The following is an 18954-nucleotide window of genomic DNA, read 5'->3' on the forward strand; positions in this document are numbered from 1 at the left end:
GGCTGAGTCGCATGACGAACGCTGCGCGACGAGAACGCGAGACGAATCCCGTGTTGACGTTAGCCAAGTCGCGCGCCATAGTCATCTCAAGAAAATCGATTTTTTTATTCAAAACGATTTATAACACAACAATCGATCGGAGACGGCATGTTGACGCCCTTTTCCCAGGCAACGCCCTACGCCTCCCAGCGCAGCGCCACCTACGCCAAGCACGGCATGGTCGCCGCTTCCCAGCCCCAGGCCAGCCAGATCGGTCGCGACATCCTCGCCCAGGGTGGCAACGCGGTGGACGCCGCGATCGCCACCGCCGCGGCGCTCACCGTGGTCGAGCCCACCGGCTGCGGGATCGGCGGCGACGCCTTCGCGCTGGTCTGGATCGCCGACGACAAGACCGGCAACGGCAAGCTGCACGGTCTCAACGCCAGCGGCACCGCCCCCGCCACGCTGACTCCGCAGGCGGTCGCCGAAGCCGGCTTCGAGGCCATGCCGCTGTACGGCTGGACGCCGGTCACCGTGCCCGGCATCCCCGCGGCGTGGGCCGAGCTGTCGCGGCGCTTCGGCAAGCTCGACTTCCAGACGCTGCTCGCTCCGGCGATCCGCCTGGCCCGCGAGGGCTTCCCGGTCTCGCCGGTGATCGCCAGCCTCTGGCAGCGCGCCGAAACGACCTTCCGCGAACATCTCAGCGACGCCGCCACCGCCGGCTGGTTCGAGGCGTTCACGCCGACCGGGCGCGCCCCGCGCGCCGGCGAGTGGCACCGCTGCGAGGCGCAGGCGCAAACCCTGGAAGCGATCGCCGAAAGCCGCAGCGAAAGCTTCTATCGCGGCGAGCTGGCCGAGCGCATCGACGCCTTCTCGCGGGAGACCGGCGGTTATCTGCGCGCGGCGGACCTCGCCGGCTACCAGCCGGAGTGGGTCGAGCCGATCGCCACCGACTACCGCGGCCACCGGGTCTGGGAGATTCCGCCCAACGGCCAGGGGTTGGTCGCGCTGATGGCGCTGCGCATCCTCGAGGGTTTCGAGATCGACAACCGCGACAATCCCGAGGTGCTGCACCGCCAGCTCGAGGCGATGAAGCTGGCGTTCATCGATGGCCAGACCCACATCACCCAGCCCGAGCACATGACCCACAGCGTCGAGGCGCTGCTCGGCGACGCCTACACCCGCGAGCGTCGCGCGCTGATCGGCGAACGCGCGCTCGAGCCGGAGCCGGGCACCCCGCAGGCCGGCGGCACCGTCTACCTGGCGACCGCCGACGGCGACGGTAACATGGTCTCGTTCATCCAGAGCAACTATCACGGTTTCGGCTCCGGCGTGGTGGTACCGGGCACCGGCATCGCGATGCAGAACCGCGGCCACGACTTCAGCCTCGACCCGAGCCACGACAACGTCCTGGCCCCGGGCAAGAAGACCTTCCACACCATCATCCCGGGCTTTCTGACCCGCGACGACGGCACGCCGCTCGGGCCGTTCGGCGTGATGGGCGGTTACATGCAGCCCCAGGGTCACGTTCAGGTGGTCATGAACCTGGTCGACTTCGGCCTCAATCCACAGGCCGCGCTCGACGCACCGCGCTGGCAGTGGATGGGCGGCAAGCGCATCGGCATCGAGCACGGCTATCCGGCGGCGCTGGTGCGGGCGATGGCCGAGCGCGGCCACGACATGCGCGTCGATCACGACCCGCGCGGGTTCGGTCGCGGGCAGATGATCATCCGCGACCCCGAGAGCGGCATCTATTGCGGCGGCACCGAGCCGCGCACCGACTCCAGCATCGCGGTGCTGTGATCATGCTGCGTACCCAGACCCAGCTGTTCCTGGCCTTCCTGCGCATCGGCCTGTTCGGCTTCGGCGGCGGTCCGTCGATGATCCCGCTGGTCCATCAGGAAGTGGTCAAGCGTCACGCCTGGATGGACGACGAGGCGTTCGCCGACGTGCTGGCGATCGGCAATACCCTGCCCGGGCCGATCGCCACCAAGATGGCCGGCTATATCGGCTACCGGGTCGGCGGCGTTGCCGGCGCGCTCACTGCGGTGATCGCGGTGATCGTCCCAGTGATCGTGGCGATGATCGCGCTGCTCGGCCTCTACGCCCGCCATGGCGACCAGCGCTGGGTGCAGGGCATGGGCCAGGGCGTGGTGCCGGTGGTGATGGTGATGATGGCCAAGCTGACCTGGGACTTCTTCGCCAAGTCGCGAGCCAGCCTCGGCTGGCTGCTGACATTGGTCATGGGCGCCGTCGCCGGTGGGCTGATCTATTGGCTCGACGTGCATCCGGGGCTGGTGATCGGGGCGATCCTGATCGCCGCGCTGCTGCGCCCCGAGCCGCGCCGCACGGCCAGCGAGGCGAGCAAATGATCTACTGGCAGCTGTTCCTGGCGTTCTTCATTCCCAACATCGTCGGCTACGGCGGCGGCCCGGCGATCATCCCGCTGATCGAGAACGAGGTGGTCGGTCGCTACGGCTGGATGAGCTCGCAAGCCTTCGCCGAGACCCTGGCGCTGGGCAACGCCCTGCCCAGCCCGATCGCCACCAAAATGGCCGGCTATATCGGTTACGACGTCGCCGGCGTGCCGGGGTCGCTGATCGCCACCTTCGCCACCGTCGCGCCGTCGCTGCTGCTGATGCTGATCGCGCTGGGCACGCTGTACCGCTATCGCGAGTCGGTCAAGGTCAAGTCGATGAGCCAGTGGGTACGCCCGGTGGTGATGACGCTGATGGCCTATCTGACCTGGCGCTTTTTCGACGAAGGGCTGGCGGCGGCCGGTGCCGTGCACACCGCGATCATCGGTGGCGTCGCCGCGGTACTGCTTCTGGCGACCCGGGTGCACCCGGCGTTCGTCGTGTGTTTCGGGCTCGGCTACGGCGCCCTGCTACTCGGCTAGCGGGCGACCGGGACCTGCCCGTTCGCGGTTCGGCGGTGCGCCGCACGAATCCAGCAAGGGCCCCGAGGGGCCAATAGCAACTCAACGAGCCACAACGATGACCTACAAGGACAACACAGCCATGTCATTTGCTCCCCAGCAGTGCACTTCCCAGGACCGGACTCGGTCCGTCCGTTCCACACGCCTCAAGCTGGCCATCGGCGGCCTGGTGCTGGGCACCGCGCTCGGCGCCAGCGCCGCGACGCTGGCCCAATCCGAGGCCTACCCCGACAAGCCGGTGGAATTCATCGTGCCCTGGTCGCCGGGTGGCGGCAGCGACACCCTGATGCGACTGATCTCCAATCATGCCGAGGAGTATCTGGGCCAGCCGATGCCGGTGATCAACATGCCCGGGGTCAGCGGCACCACCGGCCTCAAGGAGCTTTCCAAGCGCGATCCCGACGGCTACACGGTGGGGCAGGTCCACGAAGGCCTGCTGGTCGCTCACCACACCGGGCTCACGCCCCTGAACTGGGACGACTTCGAGCCGGTGGCGGCGGTCACCCAGTCGCCCCAGTACCTGACCGTCAACGCCGACAGCCCTTACACCACCTACGAAGAGTTCGTCGATTACGCCAAGGCGCACCCCGGCGAGATCCGCTTCGGCGTCACCCTGGGCGGAGTCCCCCATATCCATGCCGCGATGATGGAAGAGGCCGAGGGGCTTGAGTTCCGCTACGTGGGCTTCGAGGGTACCGGATCGCGCATTCGCGCCCTGGTGGGCGGCCACATCGATGCCGCCATCGGCGACGTATCCTCGAGCGGCGAGTTCGTCAAGAACGGCGACCTGCGATTCCTGGCCGTGGGCAGCGAGGAGCGCCAGGCGGAGACTCCGGACGTGCCGACATTCGCGGAACTCGACCATCCCGAGCTCAAGCTCAACATCGTGCGCGGCCTGATGGCGCCCAAGGGCACCCCCGAGGACAAGATCGCGGTACTCGCCGACGCCATACAGGCGCTCTCCAAGGATGAGGATTTCATCCAGGAAGTCCATAACGCCGGCGCCAAGGTGCATTTCGAAGGGCCCGAGGCGTTCACCGACTACCTCGAAACCACCGACGAGACCATCGAGCGGCTGTCAGGGAAACTGGCCAAATGAGCTCGCAGGCGCCTTCACAACAGACCCGGTCGTCGGACCGGGTCGTCGACACCGACACCCGGCGCGCCAACGCTCTCGCCCACCTACTGCTGAACGGCGCGCTGCTGGCGCTGTTCGGTGCGCTGTTCCTGCGGGCCGGGGCGCTGCCCTCGTCGATGTGGGAGCCGCTCGGTGCGGGCAGTTTTCCGCGACTGGTGCTGGCCTGCCTGATGCTGATCAACCTGGGCATCATGGCCCAAGAGTGGCGGCACTATCGCGGTGCGCCGAGCGCCGCAGCGGGGCTGGTCAAGCGCTGGCTGTGGCGTCACCGGCTGGCGCTCGGCGTACTCGCGCTGTTCGCCCTGTACATCCTCGGCGTGCCGTTGCTGGGTTTTCGCCTGGCCTCGCTGACGTTCCTGGTCCTGGTCCAGCTCGCGCTCGGCGTACGCCGCCCACGCAGCCTGGCGATCGCCGCGGCCATTGCCGTGACGTTCTCGTTCGGCCTCGACTGGCTGTTCCGGGATGTCTTCATCATCAGCCTTCCCCGCGGCCCGTTCAGCTGAGTTCATGACTTCGCGGCTGCCCTCGAGAGGAGATGCAACATGACGGAAGCGCTGTTCGCCGGCATGGATCAGCTGTTCACGCTATCGACGATGATCACCATGCTGCTCGGCGTGGTCGCCGGCGTCATTGCCGCGGCGATCCCCGGCTTCACCATCACCATGGCCATCGTGCTGACCCTGCCGCTGACCTTCACCATGGAACCGTTGCAGGGCGTGGCGACCATGCTCGCGGTCTATGTCGGCGGCTATTCGGGCGGGCTGATCAGCGCCGCCCTGCTGGGCATTCCCGGCACGCCTTCGTCGGTGGCCACCACCTTCGACGCCTTTCCCATGGCGCGCAGCGGCCAGCCCGGCCGTGCCCTGGCACTGGGCATCTGGGCGTCGTTCTTCGGCGCGCTGGTCAGTGCGATCATCCTGATCATCGCCGCCCCGCCGCTGGCGATGATCGCCGTCAAGCTGGGTGCCTGGGAGTATTTCTCGCTGATCATCTTCGCCATGACGGTGGTCGCCAGCCTGGTCGGCAAATCGATGCTCAAGGGGCTAATGACCGGCCTGCTGGGGTTGTTCATCGCCACCGTGGGCGCCGATCCGATGATGGGCGTGGCGCGCTTCACCTTCGACTTCGAACTGCTCGCCAATGGTTTCCCGTTCCTGGTGGTGCTGATCGGCATCTTCGCCGTCAGCCAGTTGCTCCAGGAGGTCGAGGACGCCGAACAGACCAAGCACGGCAAGCAACTGATCACCGCCAAGGTGGCGTTCAAGCCGCTCGATGCGCTGCGCGAGACGCTGGCCCATCCGGTCAACCTGATCCGCTCGTCGCTGGTCGGGGTATTCATCGGCGCGGTGCCCGGCGCCGGCGGCAGCATCGCCAACCTGCTGGCCTACGACCAGGCCAAGCGCGCGTCCAAGACGCCCGAGAGGTTCGGCACCGGCGCGCCCGAGGGGGTGATCGCCTCGGAGTCCGGCAACTCGGCGACTTCCGGCGGCGGGCTGATTCCGATGATCGCACTGGGCATTCCCGGCAGCGCCGTCGACGCGGTGCTGATGGCCTCGCTGATGGTCCACGGCATCGGCATCGGTCCGCGGCTGATCCTCGATCACGGCGATCTGGTCTACGGCATGTTCATGGCCATGCTGCTCGCCGCGTTCATGGTGCTGGTGGTGTGTCTGTTCAGCATGCGCTTCTTCCTGCGCGTCACCGACGTGCCGCGCTCGGTGATCGTGCCGGTGGTGCTGGTGTGCTGCGTGGTCGGCGCCTTCGCCCTCCACAACCGCGTCACCGACATCTACCTGCTGCTCGGAGTGGGGATCTTCGGCTACATCCTCAGCAAGCTGAACTATCCGCTGGCGCCGCTGGTGCTCGGCGTGATCCTCGGCCCGATCGCCGAGACCAACCTGCGCCGCGCGCTGATGACCGACGAGAACTGGACGCTGTTCTTCACCCGGCCGATCTCGCTGACGCTGCTGCTCCTCGCCGCGGTGTCGGTCGCCTTCGCGATTCGCCACCGCCTGCGCCAGCGCCACGCCACGAGACCCGCCTGACCCGGCCCCTTCGGGGGCCCATCGATCACAACAAGGAATCCGCTCATGTCGCCTTCACGCCCGCTGGGCTCTCATCCGAGCGTGACCGCGCCGCTCAAGCTGGCCATCGCCGGCCTGCTCGTCGGCGCCACGCTCACCGGCACGCTCCCCGCGCTGGCCGACGACACCTCCACCGCCGACGGGCGTTCCGTGCGCATCGCCGTCGACGTGCCCTATCCGCCGTTCGAGTATCGCAACGCCAACGGCGAGCTGGAGGGCTTCGAGATCGACCTGGGCAACGAGCTCTGCCGGCGCGCCAAGCTGGACTGCGAATGGGTCGTGCAGGGCTGGGACGGCATCATCCCCGGGCTCTTGTCGCGCAAGTACGACGCCATCATGTCGTCGATGCGCATCACCCCCGCCCGCGAGCAGCAGGTGCGCTTCACCGAGCCCTATGCCATGTCGCCCAAGGTGTGGGTGGCGCGCTCAGGCCATGACATCGCACTCGACGATCCGCAATCGCTCGCCGGGCTGTCGGTGGGTATCCAGCGCGGCACCACCCAGGACAACTACGTCACCGAGCGCTACAGCGACAGCCTGGACATCCGCCGCTACGACACCGCCGCCGACGTCGCGCTGGACCTGGAAGCAGGACGCATCGACCTGGCCTTCATCAATTATCCGGTAGCCCTGGACACCCTGAACATCGGCGCGAGCGATGCCCAGTTCGTCCAGGTCGGGCCGCGCATCAACAGCCCCGAGTCGATCTTCGGCCGTGGCAACGCCATCGCCGTGCGCCCGCGCGACGAGGCGCTCGCCGCGTCGTTCAACCAGGCGCTGGACAGCGTCTACGCCGACGGCACCTTCGTCGAACTGATGGAACGCTACTTCGACTACGACCTGCGCCCCGCCTCGCGGTTGTAACTCTCGCCGCCGGGATTACCGCCCGGTGGAATCCGGACGCGTCAGTGGTTGTCTGACCGACCCGCCAGATAGGCATGGATCGCGGCGAAATCGTCGCGGCCATGCCCAGCGGCCTTGGCGCTGCCGTACAACGACTTGGCCAGGTTGGCGAGATACAGCGGCTGGTTCTGCTCGTAGGCGGTCAAATCGAGCAGTTGCAGATCCTTGTGCATCCACTCCAGCGGGAACTGGGCGGCGTAGTCGCCGCTGCGTATCAGTTCCGCCTTGCCGGCGAGAAACGGCGCCGACACCGGCAGGTTGGGCAGCGTATCCATCAGGAAATCCCGCGAGAAACCGAGGCTTTCACCGAGCAGCGCGGTTTCGGCGTAGACCAGCATCGATTGCGCCAGTTGGGCATTGACGAGCATCTTGAAGGCCGTGCCCTGCCCCGTCTCTCCGACATGCACGACCTTCTGGCCCATGCACTCGAAAAGCGGTCTCAGGGTTTCGATATCCTCGCTCGGGCCGCCCACCAGAAAGGTTAGTGCGGCATCCTCGGCGGGCTTCTTGGTGCCGGCGACCGGAGCATCGACGAAACGCAGGCCATGCTCGCCGGCTCGGGCTGCCATCGCACGGCTGAACGAGGGATTGACGGTCGAGCAATCGGCCCATAGCGCGCCTTCACGCATCGACGGCACGAACCCGGCCTCGCCGAATGCCACCGCTTCGACAACACTCGGTTCGGCCAGCATGGTGAAAACGATGTCCGCTTCGGCGACGGCTTCCGCGGCCGAGCTCGCAATGCGGGCGCCTGCCTCGGCCAGCGCCTCGGCCGGCTCCGGCGAGCGATTGAATACGGTCAACGTCACATCGTCGTGACGCAGCAGGTTAGCTGCCATACCCCGGCCCATGATGCCCAGGCCGATAAAGGTCACGTTCATGACTCTTCTCCCTGTCGAGTGGCGACATTCAAATTCGGATGCTCGAAAAGCGTCGGGCTCCGTTACTGGCGCAGATCGTGGCAATTCAGCTAGGCTCGACTTCGAGAGGCCTAGCGGCCGCGTTCCCACCTTCCCAGAAAGCCCACCATGACTTCAGAAACCAGCAACGGCAATCATGCAAGCAACAACGACCCGGTGCCCAACAAGCGCTGGCCGAACACGCTTCCGACCTGGGTGGGCGTGGGTATTTTCATCTATCTCTCGGTGTTCGCCCTGGGTTTCGCCCAGCTCTTTCTCGTGCCCGTGGTCCTGGCCTTCTTGCTCTCGATGGTGTTCAGCCCCATACGTCGTTTCTTCGATCGGCGCGGCCTATCCCAGGGGCTGTCGGCACTGATCATTATCGTGTCCCTACTCACCGGCTTGTTCGCGATCGCCGCCGCCCTGGCGGTGCCCGTCAGCGGCTGGATAAACAATGCACCGCAAATCGAGATGCGCATAGAAGGCCGACTCAACGAGATAACCGGCCCGTTCAGTGAGCTGTTCGAAGCCAAGGAAAAGCTCGATTCGATGGCGGATTCCGACTCGTCGAAGGTGCAGCAGGTTGAAACGCAGGACGACAACCTCAGCCAGAAGCTCGCTGCGCTCGTGCCCACCGTAATGACGCAGTTCCTGTTCACGCTGGTGCTACTGCTGTTCCTGCTCGCCTCGGGCGACATGTTCTACGAAAAACTGGTGCATATCATGCCGACACTGCGCGACAAGAAACGCGCCGTGCGGATCACCCACGACATAGAACGCAAATTGTCGCGCTATCTGTTTACCATCACCGTCATCAATGCCGGCCTGGGCGTAGTCGTGGCAATCGCCATGTGGGCCCTGGGCATGCCCAGCCCGCTGGTCTTCGGGATCATCGCCTTCCTGTTCAACTTCGTGCCCTATCTCGGCGCCCTGGCCGGCATCGTCATTGCCACCATGGTCGCGATCGTTTCGTACGACTGGGTCGGCTGGGCGCCGATCGTCGCCGGCACCTATTTCTTCCTGACGACCCTCGAGGGACAGCTCATTACCCCTTACTTCGTCGGCCGCAGCTTGCGGCTCAATACCGTGGTGGTCTTTCTGACCATCTCGTTCTGGGCCTGGCTGTGGTCCGTCGTCGGCATGATCGTCGCCGTACCCTTGCTGGTCGCGGTAAAGACACTCAGCGAGCATATCGACGGTCTCGAGCCACTCGGCCACTTCCTCAGCGAACGCCATGCCGAACGGCAGACAGAAGCGACCACCAGCGAACGCTGACGATCGTCGCCGACGATGAAAGGACCGTGGGAACACGGGCCTTTCGTTGCACATTCACGGATACGCACAGCCGGCGCGTTGCCGGTGGCGCTGTCGCCGGCTCAGAATTCCAGGCAGACCTTGCCGAAGTGCTTCTGTCCCTCCTGGTGGCGGAAGGCCTCGGCGATCTCGTCGAGCGCGAAGCACCGGTCGATCACCGGACGCATGCCGCTGACCTCTATGGCGCGGATCATCTCGATCTGCTCCTGGCGGCTGCCCACGATCAAGCCCTTGAGCGAGGCCTGCTTGGCCATCAGCTTGGCGGTGGGCACTTCGCCGCCGCGCCCGGTAAGCACGCCGATCAGCGCGATATGCCCACCGATACGCACCGCGTCGATCGACTGCGGCAACGTCCCCGGACCGCCGACCTCGATGACGTGATCGACGCCGCGACCGTCGGTCAGTTGCTTGACGCGCTTGCCCCACTCCGGCTCGCGCTTGTAGTTGAGCGTATGGTCGGCGCCCAGCTCGCGCAGTCTGGCGATCTTGTCGTCGGACGACGAGGTGGCGATCACCGTCGCGCCCATCTGCTTGGCGAATTGCAGGGCGAAGATCGACACCCCACCGGTGCCCAGCACCAGCACGCTGTCGCCGGGCTTGATGCCGCCATCGACCACCAGTGCGCGCCAGGCGGTGAGCCCGGCGGTGGTCAGCGTCGCCGCCTCGGCGTGGCTGTAACCCGCCGGCGCGTGGGTGAACCAGCTCGCCGGCCGGATCACCTGCTCGCGGGCGTAGCCATCGACGCCGTCGCCGGGCACGGTCTTGAAATCGCCGACCGTCGCCGGACCGGTCTGCCAGGTGGGGAAGAATCCCGAAACCACGCTGTCGCCGACCTGGAACTCATCGACGCCTTCGCCGAGGGCCTCGACCACGCCGGCGCCGTCGGACATCGGGATGCGCCCGTCTTCGGTGGGCATCGCCCCCGAGACCACCCCGTAGTCGTGATAGTTGAGCGAACTGGCGTGCACGCGTACGCGAATCTCGCCCGGCCCAGGCTCGCCGGGGGCGGCCTGCTCGCCGACGTCGAGACGATCCAGCCCGCCGGGGCTGCTGAGTTTGACGACCTTCATGGCGCTCTCCTTGGCTGATTGACTGCTATCCATCTCAGTCAATGGCGGTCCGGGGCGCAAACTTCAACGTCGTCGCCCCGTTTCCCGTTCCTCAGCGGCACTCATTCAACGAGTCTCGCTCAACGGCGCTTACTCAACGAGCCTCACTCAACGAGCTTTGGAAAGCCGCCGCGAGTTGGCGGTGGTGCGCCGGTGCAGCGGCGTGAGCGTGCGCTGACTGGTGATCCACCAGGGCGAGAACTGACCGGTCGCCATGCCCAGCATGGCCTTTTGCATCTCGAAGCCGACTTCCATGCAGGCCTCGAGCTTCTCGGTCACCATGCGCTGGTTCTCCTTGATCATCTTGGCGTCGGAGGGCGCCTGGGTGGACCACAGCGTCTGGCGCTGCCCGATCGTCGAGAGCGCCGTCGCCCACAATTCGAAGGCCGTGACGCCGACCTTCCAGACATCGAACATGTCGGCGGGATTCATCGGGAAAACGGGGAATTGATTCTTGCGCATGGTGTACATCCTTTGTGGAAAGCGTTCCTGGAGGCAGAAAACCACCTTCATTCTTCATACGCCGAGTCATGCTGCTCTGCAACAATGCAGGTTGCGCTACCGTAAAATAAACTTCAGCTTCCCTGCGCATGGGTCAGCACCGACAGTGCGCGCGTCATGTCGATCAACATGGCGAGCCGCGACGGGCACCCTAGAGGAAAACGTCAATGAAGCCAACGACTTACCGGACCATACTGGCCCTTCTGACTTCGCTCAGCCTGGCGGCTTGCGGGTATTCCGGCATTACCGTCTCCCACGACAACGACAGGGGCGATGAAAGGACTTTCACGCCAGCGGATTATGCACTCGCATTGAGTTACGACGCCTCGCTGCGACAGGCAGACGACTCGAGCGCCGGCTACTTCGACAACGGCAGCTGGCGGATTGCCGGTGGCGCTCCCGGCGAGCGCTTGATCACGCTGTCGCTTGCCGACTCCAATGAGATCACTACCGGCCTGTGGCGCCTGGGTGCCAGCCGCAACCCGAAGGCGGTCGAGAGCTGCCTGACCTCACCCGCCAATGCCCAGACCATGCCCTCGACGATTAGCATAGATGGGCAGCCTTTTCACGGCTTCACGCTGGGGGACGCCGGCATGAGTCACTTTCAGCGCATCGAGGGCTACCGCGCCGTCGTCGACGGGACCTGTTACGCCATCGACCTGATCGTGCAAGGCACCCGCGGCGAAGTCTACGATCCACCCCGCGAGGCGCCCTATTCTCAGGGCGAAGCGATAGACCGGCTAAGAGCCATTACCGACGGTGTGGCGTTCTCCAGCGGTTGACTGCGCTGTGTTTCCGTCGATCGTTGCAGCGCTGCCCGGGATGGCAACGACATGAACGGCTCATCGCCCTGCCTGGCGCGCCGCCCAGTCGGGGCCCTCCAGGCGCAGGCCATGGCCGCCGGCATAGGACGAAGGCGCGGGGGGCTGCCAGCCTTCGAGCAGCGCCGGGTCGAGGGCGTATACCTCGACATCGAGCGGGTGGCAGGTCGCCAGCAATTGCTCGTCGGTGGCGCCCCACAGCTCCAGCGACAGGTCGCCGCCCGGGCAGCACGACAGCGCGCACAGCAGGTCGATCTCGGCGAAGAATTCCAGATAGTCGCCGGGGCGCGCCGGGCAGGCCTTCATGAAGTATTCGTCATCGGCATTGAGCCCGGTGCACTGGAAGACATTGAGCACGTCGTGGACGTCGCGCTCGTCGAGTCCGTGGGGCAGCACCGCGCGGGTCAGGTTGGAGTGGCAGTGGAAGTCGAAGTCCTCGCCGGCCAGCAGCCGGTTGACGTAGGGGTCGCAGCGCGTGCCCAGCAGGTCGTGCAGGCGCCCGCCGTCGGCGTCGACGCCATACCAGTCGAGCGTGTCGGCGACGATGGTCGCCATCGGCCGGATGTAGGGCAGGCTCGACCACAGCCGGTCGAAGGTGGTGACGTGGGCGCGCTGCAACTGGCGGGTGCGCGAGGCCCACATCCGTTCACGCGGGTTGGTCAGCGACCACAGGTTGAGATCGCCGACCTGCGGGCCGTCGGTGGTGCAGATGCGAAACACATGGCCGGCGGGGACCCGCCAGGCGCGGCCGTCGCGGATCGGCACCCTCACGCGATCGACGAGGGTACGTCCGGCGGTATTGGCGGCGATGCGCCGGTAGAAGTCGCGGTCGATATCGAGCGGCGAGCCCTGGGTCGCCTGGTAGGCGGCTGGGACGTGGGCCATGCGGAGTCTCCTTGGCGACGAGGCTGACGGTCAACCTCTACCATAGCACCGCCACCGGTCGCGCCGCCGGCCGGCTCAGTAGTCGTCGTCCTCGACGTCGTCACGCTCGCGCTCGCGGCGCTCTTCGGCCTCTTCGCGAGCGTCGTCGATCACCGCCATCAGCTCCATCACGTCGACGTTGTGGGTGTCGGGCTCGAAGTGCCCGGTGAGCCGGCTTTCGGGATGCAGCTCGCCGCTCTCGTAGAGCGCCCAGATCTCCTTGCCATAGTCGGTATCGAGCAGCGCCGGCTCGAAGCGTCCGAACCAGTCACGCATGTTGTCGACATCGCGCACCAGCAGCATCGGCGCGCTGTTGTTGCCCGCCGCGTCGACCGCCTGGGGCAGGTCGATGATCACCGGACCGTCGCGGTCGACCAGCACGTTGAATTCGGACAGGTCGCCATGCACCAGCCCGGCGCACAGCATGCGCACAACGTCGGCGATCACCCGGTCGTGGTAGTCGCGGGCCTGCTGGGGGCTCAGCTCGACCTCGCCGAGCCGCGGGGCGACATCGCCCTCGCCGTCGCTGATCAGGTCCATCAGCAGCACGCCATCGACGAAGCCGTGTGGGCGTGGCACGCGTACCCCCGCCGCGGCCAGCCGGTACAGCGCATCGACCTCGGAGCTGAGCCAGGCCGCTTCCTGTTCCTTCTGGCCGTAGCGGGTCTTCTTGGCCATCGCCCGGGCACGCCGGCTGTTGCGCTCCTTGCGCCCCTCCTGATACTGCACGGCCTGCTTGAAGCTGCGCTGGCTGGCTTCCTTGAAGACCTTGGCGCAACGCCGCTCGCCGCCGCAGCGCACCACGTAGACCTGGGCTTCCTTGCCGCTCATCAACTGGCTGACGACCTCGTCGACCAGACCATCGTCGACCAGGGGCTGGAGTCTCTTGGGTACTTTCATATCACCTTTTTATGTAATGACCCGACAATCGGCACAGCATCGCATGGCCGCCCGATTTGCCCAAGCCAGAGGGGGTCTGCATCGGCATCAATGAATTCGCTCCCCACGAACCCCGTCTAGCGGGTGACACGGCGCGCCCGAAACGACCGCCCCTTGATCCGCCCGCTGGCGAGCTGTTCGAGCGCGGCCCGAGCGATATCGCGCTCGACCGCGACGAAGGCGCTGCGATCGGTGACCTGAATCTTGCCGACCCGATCGCCGGAGATACCGCCCTCGCCGGTCAACGCGCCGAGGATGTCGCCCGGACGCACCTTCTGCTTCTTGCCGGCGCCGAGCTGCAGCGTCGCCATGCGCGGCGTGAACGGCTGGGGATTGCCACGCAGCGCCGGTAGCGGCTCGCAGCCCAGCGATTCGCCGAGGAATTCGCCGAGCTTGTCGAGCCGGTACTGCTCGTTTTCGGCGACCAGCGTGCAGGCCACACCGCGCCCACCGGCCCGGCCGGTACGCCCGATGCGGTGCACGTGGACCTCGAGCTCGCGGGCGATCTGGTAATTGAACACCGCGTCCAGCGCATCGATATCCAGTCCGCGCGCCGCCACGTCGGTGGCGACCAGGATCGACACGCTCTTGTTGGCGAACATCGCCAGGATGCGATCGCGATCGGGCTGCTCCAGGTCGCCGTTGAGCGCCAGCGCGGAAAAGCCCGCCGCGTTCAGGGCGTCGGCGACCTGCTGGGTCTCGCGCTTGGTGTTGCAGAACACCACGCTGGATTCCGGCCGATGGGCAAGCAGGAGACGCTCTAGCGCCGGCACACGGGCGTCTTCGCCCGCCACCCGGTAGAAGTGCTGGCGGATGCTGGTGTTGTCATGGGTCGAGGCGACCTCGACGTTGAGCGGCTCGCGCATCATGCGCGCGGCGATCGGCCGGATGCCCGCGCCGTAGGTGGCGCTGAACAGCAGGGTCTGACGCGATGCCGGGGTCTGGCCGACGATCGCCTCGATCGCCGCCTGGAAGCCCATGTCGAGCATGCGGTCGGCTTCGTCCAGCACCAGCGTGGTCAGCGCATCGAGCGCCAGCGAGCCCTTGCGCAGGTGCTCCTCGATCCGCCCCGGCGTGCCCACCACCACGTGCGCGCCATGTTCCAGCGAATCGCGCTGCGGCTTGAGCGGCGCCCCGCCGCACAGCGTCAGTACCTTGACGTTGCTGAGTCCACGCGCCAGCCGGCGCAGCTCACCGGCGACCTGGTCCGCCAGTTCGCGGGTCGGGCACAGCACCAGAGCCTGCACGCGGAAGGTCTTGATCTCGAGTCGTGATAGCAACCCCAGGCCGAACGCCGCGGTCTTGCCCGAGCCGGTCTGGCCCTGGCCGATCACGTCGCGCCCGGCGAGAATCGCCGGCAGGCTCTCGGCCTGGATCGGCGTCATCACGTGATAGCCCAGCGAATCCAGGTTGGCGACCAGCGCAGGCGCCAGCGGCAACGTGGCGAAATCGGATTGGGGAGGCGAATCGGACACGGCGGAAAATCCTGTAACGTGGCGGCAAAGCGGCGGCGGGTGCACGAGGGCGTCGACGGGTGGGTGCTGTTCAACGGCTGGTCGGCGCGAGAATAGCAGAATCGCTGCGCGGCTGTCCGCTTCCTGCACGTCTCAGCCGGCGAGCCGGGCTATCGTCAAAGCGGGTCTACCACGAAAGAAAGCCTGCCACAGCGCGGCGATGTTGCGTAAAATCCAGGCGTCGATGACAACCTGACAGGACACAGACATGGGTAGGGCCTTCCAGAACCGCAAGGAATCCATGGCCAAGACGGCCGATGCCAAGACCAAGGTGTACAGCAAGTACGGCCGAGAAATTTACGTCTGCGCCAAGTCCGGCGGCACCGACCCGTCCGGCAACCTGGCGTTGCGCGGGCTGATCGATCGCGCCAAGAAGGACCAGGTCCCCTCGCACGTGATCGACAAGGCGCTCGACAAGGCCAAGGGCGGCGGTGGCGAGGATTTCTCGCCGGCGCGCTACGAAGGCTTCGGGCCCGGCAACTGCATGGTGATCGTCGAGTGCCTCACCGACAACCCCAACCGCACCTTCGGCGACGTGCGGGTGTGCTTCAACAAGACCAAGGGCAAGATCGGCACGCCCGGTAGCGTCAGCCATATGTTCGATCACAGCGCGATCCTCGCTTACGCCGGCGAAGACGAGGAAGCGGCGCTCGAGGCGCTGATGGAAGCCGACGTCGACGTCACCGACATCGAGAACGAGGATGGCCGGATCACCGTATTCGCCCCGCACACCGACTACGCCAAGGCCAAGCAGGCCCTGACCGATGCCTTCGGCGAGCTCGACTTCGAAATCGACGAGATCCAGTTCCTGCCGCAGACCACCACCCCGATCGAGGGCGACGACGTGGCGCTATTCGAGAAGATGCTCGACATGCTCAACGATCTCGACGACGTGCAGAATGTCTATCACAACGCCGAAGTGACGGAGCAGGCTTAGCCGCTCTGGTACACGTGGATCGATAAAGACCCTGAACGATAAAAGAGCCCGGTTCGCATCAAGCGAACCGGGCTCTTTCATGGACTGACAATCAGAACCTACAGCTTAAAAATCGCAGCAACTTGAAGCTGGTTTAGCCCGCCTTTTTATTCACATCCTTCTTGGCCAGCTTGCTCAGCTTGTCGTCGGTGGCCTTTTCCTCCTTGAGCGTTTCGGCAAGGATGTTCTTCGCCTCGGTGTAGCCAAGCTGCTCGGCCAATGAACACAGCGTACCGTACGCGGCGATTTCGAAGTGCTCGACCTTCTGGGCAGCGCCGATCAGGGCGGCATCCAGCACCGGGCCCTTCTCGCCGGCTTCGATCAGTTCCTGACCTTCCTCGATCAGGCTCTCCATCGCATAGCTCTTGACGCGCTTGACGCGCATGTCGGGGATCGTATCCACCGCCTGCTCGATCCTCTCCAACTGACCGCGCGTTTCCTCCAGGTGCTCCTTGAAGGCATCGGCCAGATTGGCATCGTCCGCTGCACGAGCCATCTTCGGCAATGCGCGGGTAATCTGCTTTTCTGCGCTGTTTACTTCGGAAAGTAGACGAACGAAAAGGTCATTCGGGGTCTTGATAACCATTGGCTTGCTCCATCTCTTCGACAGTGAATTCCATTTACGCGCCAAATGAGGCAGCCATTTCAACGTAGCAGGGTTACGGGGCCTGACAAATGGCATTGATTGATGCAGGTTAAACAGATGCAAATAGAAACAAAGCTTGTCATTTAAGTCGGTTGCACTGGCCAATTATTAACAAATATTAAAGCGAAATATCGCCGTCTTGGCGCTATTTGGCTAACTCCGACACCCTGACTAACCTGAGCATGAGATCCACGCGTTGGATTTCATAAAGCAAGAGATGGCGTCGCCGGAACGGCGCCTACGTCATGACAGGAGGTTGCAACGATGCCTGCGAAATCCGAAGCTCAACAGATGGCCGCCGGGGCCGCATTGTCCGCCAAGCGTGGCGAGAAGAAAGCCAGCGAGCTGGAGGGTGCCGCGAAGTCGATGTACGACTCGATGGACGAAGAGGAGCTGGAGAAGATGGCTTCGACCAAGCAGAAGAACAAACCGAAGCACAACTCGAAGTCCTGACTCCCACGTCCCCGAGCCCGCCCCGCGCGAGGCCGTGCCGCCGCCGAGCAACCCCGGCGGCGTTTTCGTCGATGCCCGCGGCGCGCCCGCCGGATGACCGGTTTCGCAGGATCGGGCATGAACCCGACAGGATCGAGCCAACCGCCCGCCATAAGGCGAGCCATACTGAGAGGTGTTGCCCTGCCTGGTATCCAACCAGACACTCAGCTCATGGCACAGGAGCCACTGCATGCGTTACAGACAATTCGGCAATACCGGCCTGTTCGTCTCCGAGCTTTGCCTCGGCACCATGACCTTCGGCGGCGAAGGTGAATTGTGGAGCCAGATCGGCGACCTGCAGCAGGCCGATGCCGACAAGCTGGTCGGACGCGCCTTCGACGCCGGCATCAATTTCATCGACACCGCCGACGTCTACTCGCAGGGACAGTCGGAGGTGATCACCGGCCAGGCCCTGAAGAACCTCAACGTCGCTCGCGATGAGGTGGTGGTGGCCACCAAGGTGTTCGGCGAGACCGGTCCCGGCCCGAATGCCCGCGGCCTGACGCGCTATCACATCATGGAAGGGGTGAAGGCCAGCCTGAAGCGGCTACAGCTCGACCACATCGACCTCTACCAGGTCCATGGCTTCGATCCGGCCACGCCGATCGAGGAAACCGTACGGGCGCTCAATACGCTGGTCGAGCATGGCCACGTGCGTTACGTCGGCGTCTCGAACTGGGCAGCCTGGCAGATCATGAAGGCGCTGGGCATCGCCGAACGTCATGGACTGGCGCGCTTCGAATCGCTGCAGGCGTACTACACGCTGGCCGGGCGCGACCTGGAACGCGAAATCGTGCCGCTGCTGCAAAGCGAGAACCTCGGCCTGATGGTCTGGAGCCCACTCGCCGGCGGGTTACTGAGCGGCAAGTATGGCCGCAACAAGCAGGCCGAAGCCGGCAGCCGCCGTACCACCTTCGATTTTCCGCCGGTCGACGTCGAGCGGGCCTACGACTGCATCGAAGTGATGCAGCGCATCGCCGAGTCCAAGGGCGTTTCCGTCGCCCAGATCGCGCTGGCCTGGCTGCTCCATCAGCGCGCGGTGACCAGCGTGATCGTCGGCGCCAAGCGCATCGACCAGCTCGACGACAATATTGCCGCGTCCGAGGTCGGGCTGAGCGATGAGGAACTCGCCGAACTGCATAGCGTCAGCGCGCTGCCAGCCGAGTATCCGGGCTGGATGTTCGAACGCCAGGGCGAGTACCGGCGTCAGCAGATCGAGCAGTCGGGCCAGCGCTGAACGACGCCACCGCCGCCCGGCTCGAACTGAGCTGGGCGATGGCGTCTTCGCACCTGTCTCCAAGTAGCAACACTTCAAGTGATTGAATTTCATATATTTTAAAAAAATAACCTCATATGCGTCTGTTATTGGATACACTTGGCCGGACTTTTGCGCCATTAATTTCTCCGGCTCTCGGGTCTGCTGAGTTCTAAAAAATATAAGTATTTGTATTTAAAGAACGATACGATTTATTGGCACCCATTTCGCACTGTCAAGACAAGACTGAAAAGGCCGCCCTTCAACGGCGCTTTTCCAGTATCAGGAGGTCCTTGTTCTCGTCAGGGAGTGATGAGACAGGGATGGACCCCGGCAAGGACGCCTCCTCTTACCGCTGGCCGCCATGAGTCTCGGCGACCAGCCAGCATGACCCTTCAGTTCCCTGCGTACCTTGGGCCGCCCTGCGGCCCATTTTTTTGCGCCTGCCTTTTTTGGCGCCTGTCTCAGCGCGTTCCCAACGCGCCCGCATAACACTCCTGGCATGCTGCAGCCTTGCTATTC

19 protein-coding genes are annotated in these 18954 nt (G+C 64.9%); 12 read left to right on the plus strand and 7 right to left on the minus strand.

What is annotated here, in order from left to right; all coding sequences use genetic code 11:
* Window positions 1-147 precede the first annotated feature (147 nt).
* The 7 genes from R6258_RS09495 (at window position 148) to R6258_RS09525 (ending at window position 7003) form a co-directional block, all read left to right on the plus strand.
* Window positions 148-1782, plus strand: coding sequence for a gamma-glutamyltransferase family protein (locus R6258_RS09495; protein WP_318449525.1), 1635 nt, complete (start codon window positions 148-150; stop codon window positions 1780-1782).
* Between the two features lie 2 nt (window positions 1783-1784).
* Complete coding sequence (locus tag R6258_RS09500; protein WP_318449527.1) at window positions 1785-2351, plus strand: chromate transporter; 567 nt, start codon at window positions 1785-1787, stop codon at window positions 2349-2351.
* A complete protein-coding gene (locus tag R6258_RS09505) occupies window positions 2348-2878 on the plus strand; it encodes a chromate transporter (RefSeq protein ID WP_318449529.1) in 531 nt (176 codons plus the stop codon). The genes R6258_RS09500 and R6258_RS09505 overlap by 4 nt, the downstream gene beginning before the upstream one ends.
* A 121-nt stretch (window positions 2879-2999) precedes the next feature.
* On the plus strand, window positions 3000-4016 hold the full coding sequence (locus R6258_RS09510; protein WP_318449531.1) for a tripartite tricarboxylate transporter substrate binding protein: 1017 nt from the start codon (window positions 3000-3002) through the stop codon (window positions 4014-4016).
* Complete coding sequence (locus tag R6258_RS09515; protein WP_318449534.1) at window positions 4013-4558, plus strand: tripartite tricarboxylate transporter TctB family protein; 546 nt, start codon at window positions 4013-4015, stop codon at window positions 4556-4558. The genes R6258_RS09510 and R6258_RS09515 overlap by 4 nt, the downstream gene beginning before the upstream one ends.
* A gap of 39 nt (window positions 4559-4597) precedes the next feature.
* A complete protein-coding gene (locus R6258_RS09520; RefSeq protein ID WP_318449536.1) occupies window positions 4598-6100 on the plus strand; it encodes a tripartite tricarboxylate transporter permease in 1503 nt (500 codons plus the stop codon).
* A gap of 45 nt (window positions 6101-6145) precedes the next feature.
* On the plus strand, window positions 6146-7003 hold the full coding sequence (locus tag R6258_RS09525; RefSeq protein WP_318449538.1) for a transporter substrate-binding domain-containing protein: 858 nt from the start codon (window positions 6146-6148) through the stop codon (window positions 7001-7003).
* A gap of 41 nt (window positions 7004-7044) precedes the next feature.
* Here R6258_RS09525 and R6258_RS09530 read toward each other — a convergent pair whose 3' ends face one another.
* The gene (locus tag R6258_RS09530) at window positions 7045-7923 is read right to left on the minus strand and encodes an NAD(P)-dependent oxidoreductase (RefSeq protein WP_318449541.1); all 879 of its coding nucleotides are present in this window, start codon (window positions 7921-7923) and stop codon (window positions 7045-7047) included.
* A 147-nt stretch (window positions 7924-8070) separates the two neighbouring features.
* On the opposite strand from R6258_RS09530, the gene R6258_RS09535 reads away from it, so the two are divergent.
* Window positions 8071-9216, plus strand: a complete 1146-nt coding sequence (locus tag R6258_RS09535) for an AI-2E family transporter (RefSeq protein ID WP_318449544.1) — start codon at window positions 8071-8073, stop codon at window positions 9214-9216.
* Between the two features lie 101 nt (window positions 9217-9317).
* Here the strand turns inward: R6258_RS09535 and R6258_RS09540 are convergent, their stop codons facing one another.
* Both R6258_RS09540 and R6258_RS09545 read right to left on the minus strand, forming a co-directional pair.
* A complete protein-coding gene (locus tag R6258_RS09540) occupies window positions 9318-10325 on the minus strand; it encodes an NAD(P)-dependent alcohol dehydrogenase (protein WP_318449546.1) in 1008 nt (335 codons plus the stop codon).
* A 147-nt stretch (window positions 10326-10472) separates the two neighbouring features.
* Window positions 10473-10826, minus strand: coding sequence for a hypothetical protein (locus R6258_RS09545; RefSeq protein WP_318449548.1), 354 nt, complete (start codon window positions 10824-10826; stop codon window positions 10473-10475).
* A 206-nt stretch (window positions 10827-11032) separates the two neighbouring features.
* Here R6258_RS09545 and R6258_RS09550 point away from each other — a divergent pair, with 206 nt between their 5' ends.
* On the plus strand, window positions 11033-11647 hold the full coding sequence (locus R6258_RS09550) for a hypothetical protein (protein WP_318449550.1): 615 nt from the start codon (window positions 11033-11035) through the stop codon (window positions 11645-11647).
* 60 nt (window positions 11648-11707) lie between these two features.
* On the opposite strand, the gene R6258_RS09555 is transcribed toward R6258_RS09550, so the two are convergent.
* The 3 genes from R6258_RS09555 to dbpA form a co-directional block, all read right to left on the minus strand.
* Window positions 11708-12571: an urea carboxylase-associated family protein gene (locus R6258_RS09555; RefSeq protein ID WP_318449552.1), complete on the minus strand. Its 864-nt coding sequence runs from the start codon at window positions 12569-12571 to the stop codon at window positions 11708-11710.
* Between the two features lie 75 nt (window positions 12572-12646).
* On the minus strand, window positions 12647-13510 hold the full coding sequence (locus R6258_RS09560; RefSeq protein WP_318449555.1) for a PA4780 family RIO1-like protein kinase: 864 nt from the start codon (window positions 13508-13510) through the stop codon (window positions 12647-12649).
* A 116-nt stretch (window positions 13511-13626) separates the two neighbouring features.
* Window positions 13627-15024, minus strand: coding sequence for an ATP-dependent RNA helicase DbpA (gene dbpA, locus R6258_RS09565; protein WP_318449557.1), 1398 nt, complete (start codon window positions 15022-15024; stop codon window positions 13627-13629).
* A 247-nt stretch (window positions 15025-15271) separates the two neighbouring features.
* Between dbpA and R6258_RS09570 the strand changes: the two genes are divergently transcribed.
* Window positions 15272-16000, plus strand: a complete 729-nt coding sequence (locus tag R6258_RS09570) for a YebC/PmpR family DNA-binding transcriptional regulator (protein ID WP_318449559.1) — start codon at window positions 15272-15274, stop codon at window positions 15998-16000.
* Between the two features lie 133 nt (window positions 16001-16133).
* Here R6258_RS09570 and R6258_RS09575 read toward each other — a convergent pair whose 3' ends face one another.
* A complete protein-coding gene (locus tag R6258_RS09575; protein WP_318449561.1) occupies window positions 16134-16625 on the minus strand; it encodes a ferritin-like domain-containing protein in 492 nt (163 codons plus the stop codon).
* 324 nt (window positions 16626-16949) lie between these two features.
* Here R6258_RS09575 and R6258_RS09580 point away from each other — a divergent pair, with 324 nt between their 5' ends.
* Window positions 16950-17138 carry a DUF3008 family protein gene (locus R6258_RS09580; RefSeq protein ID WP_318449563.1) on the plus strand — a complete coding sequence of 63 codons (189 nt, stop codon included), beginning with the start codon at window positions 16950-16952 and terminating at the stop codon, window positions 17136-17138.
* A 229-nt stretch (window positions 17139-17367) separates the two neighbouring features.
* Complete coding sequence (locus R6258_RS09585; RefSeq protein WP_318449565.1) at window positions 17368-18414, plus strand: aldo/keto reductase; 1047 nt, start codon at window positions 17368-17370, stop codon at window positions 18412-18414.
* Window positions 18415-18954 lie beyond the last annotated feature (540 nt).

The sequence above is a fragment of the Halomonas sp. HP20-15 genome (assembly GCF_033446685.1).
Lineage (GTDB): Bacteria > Pseudomonadota > Gammaproteobacteria > Pseudomonadales > Halomonadaceae > Modicisalibacter.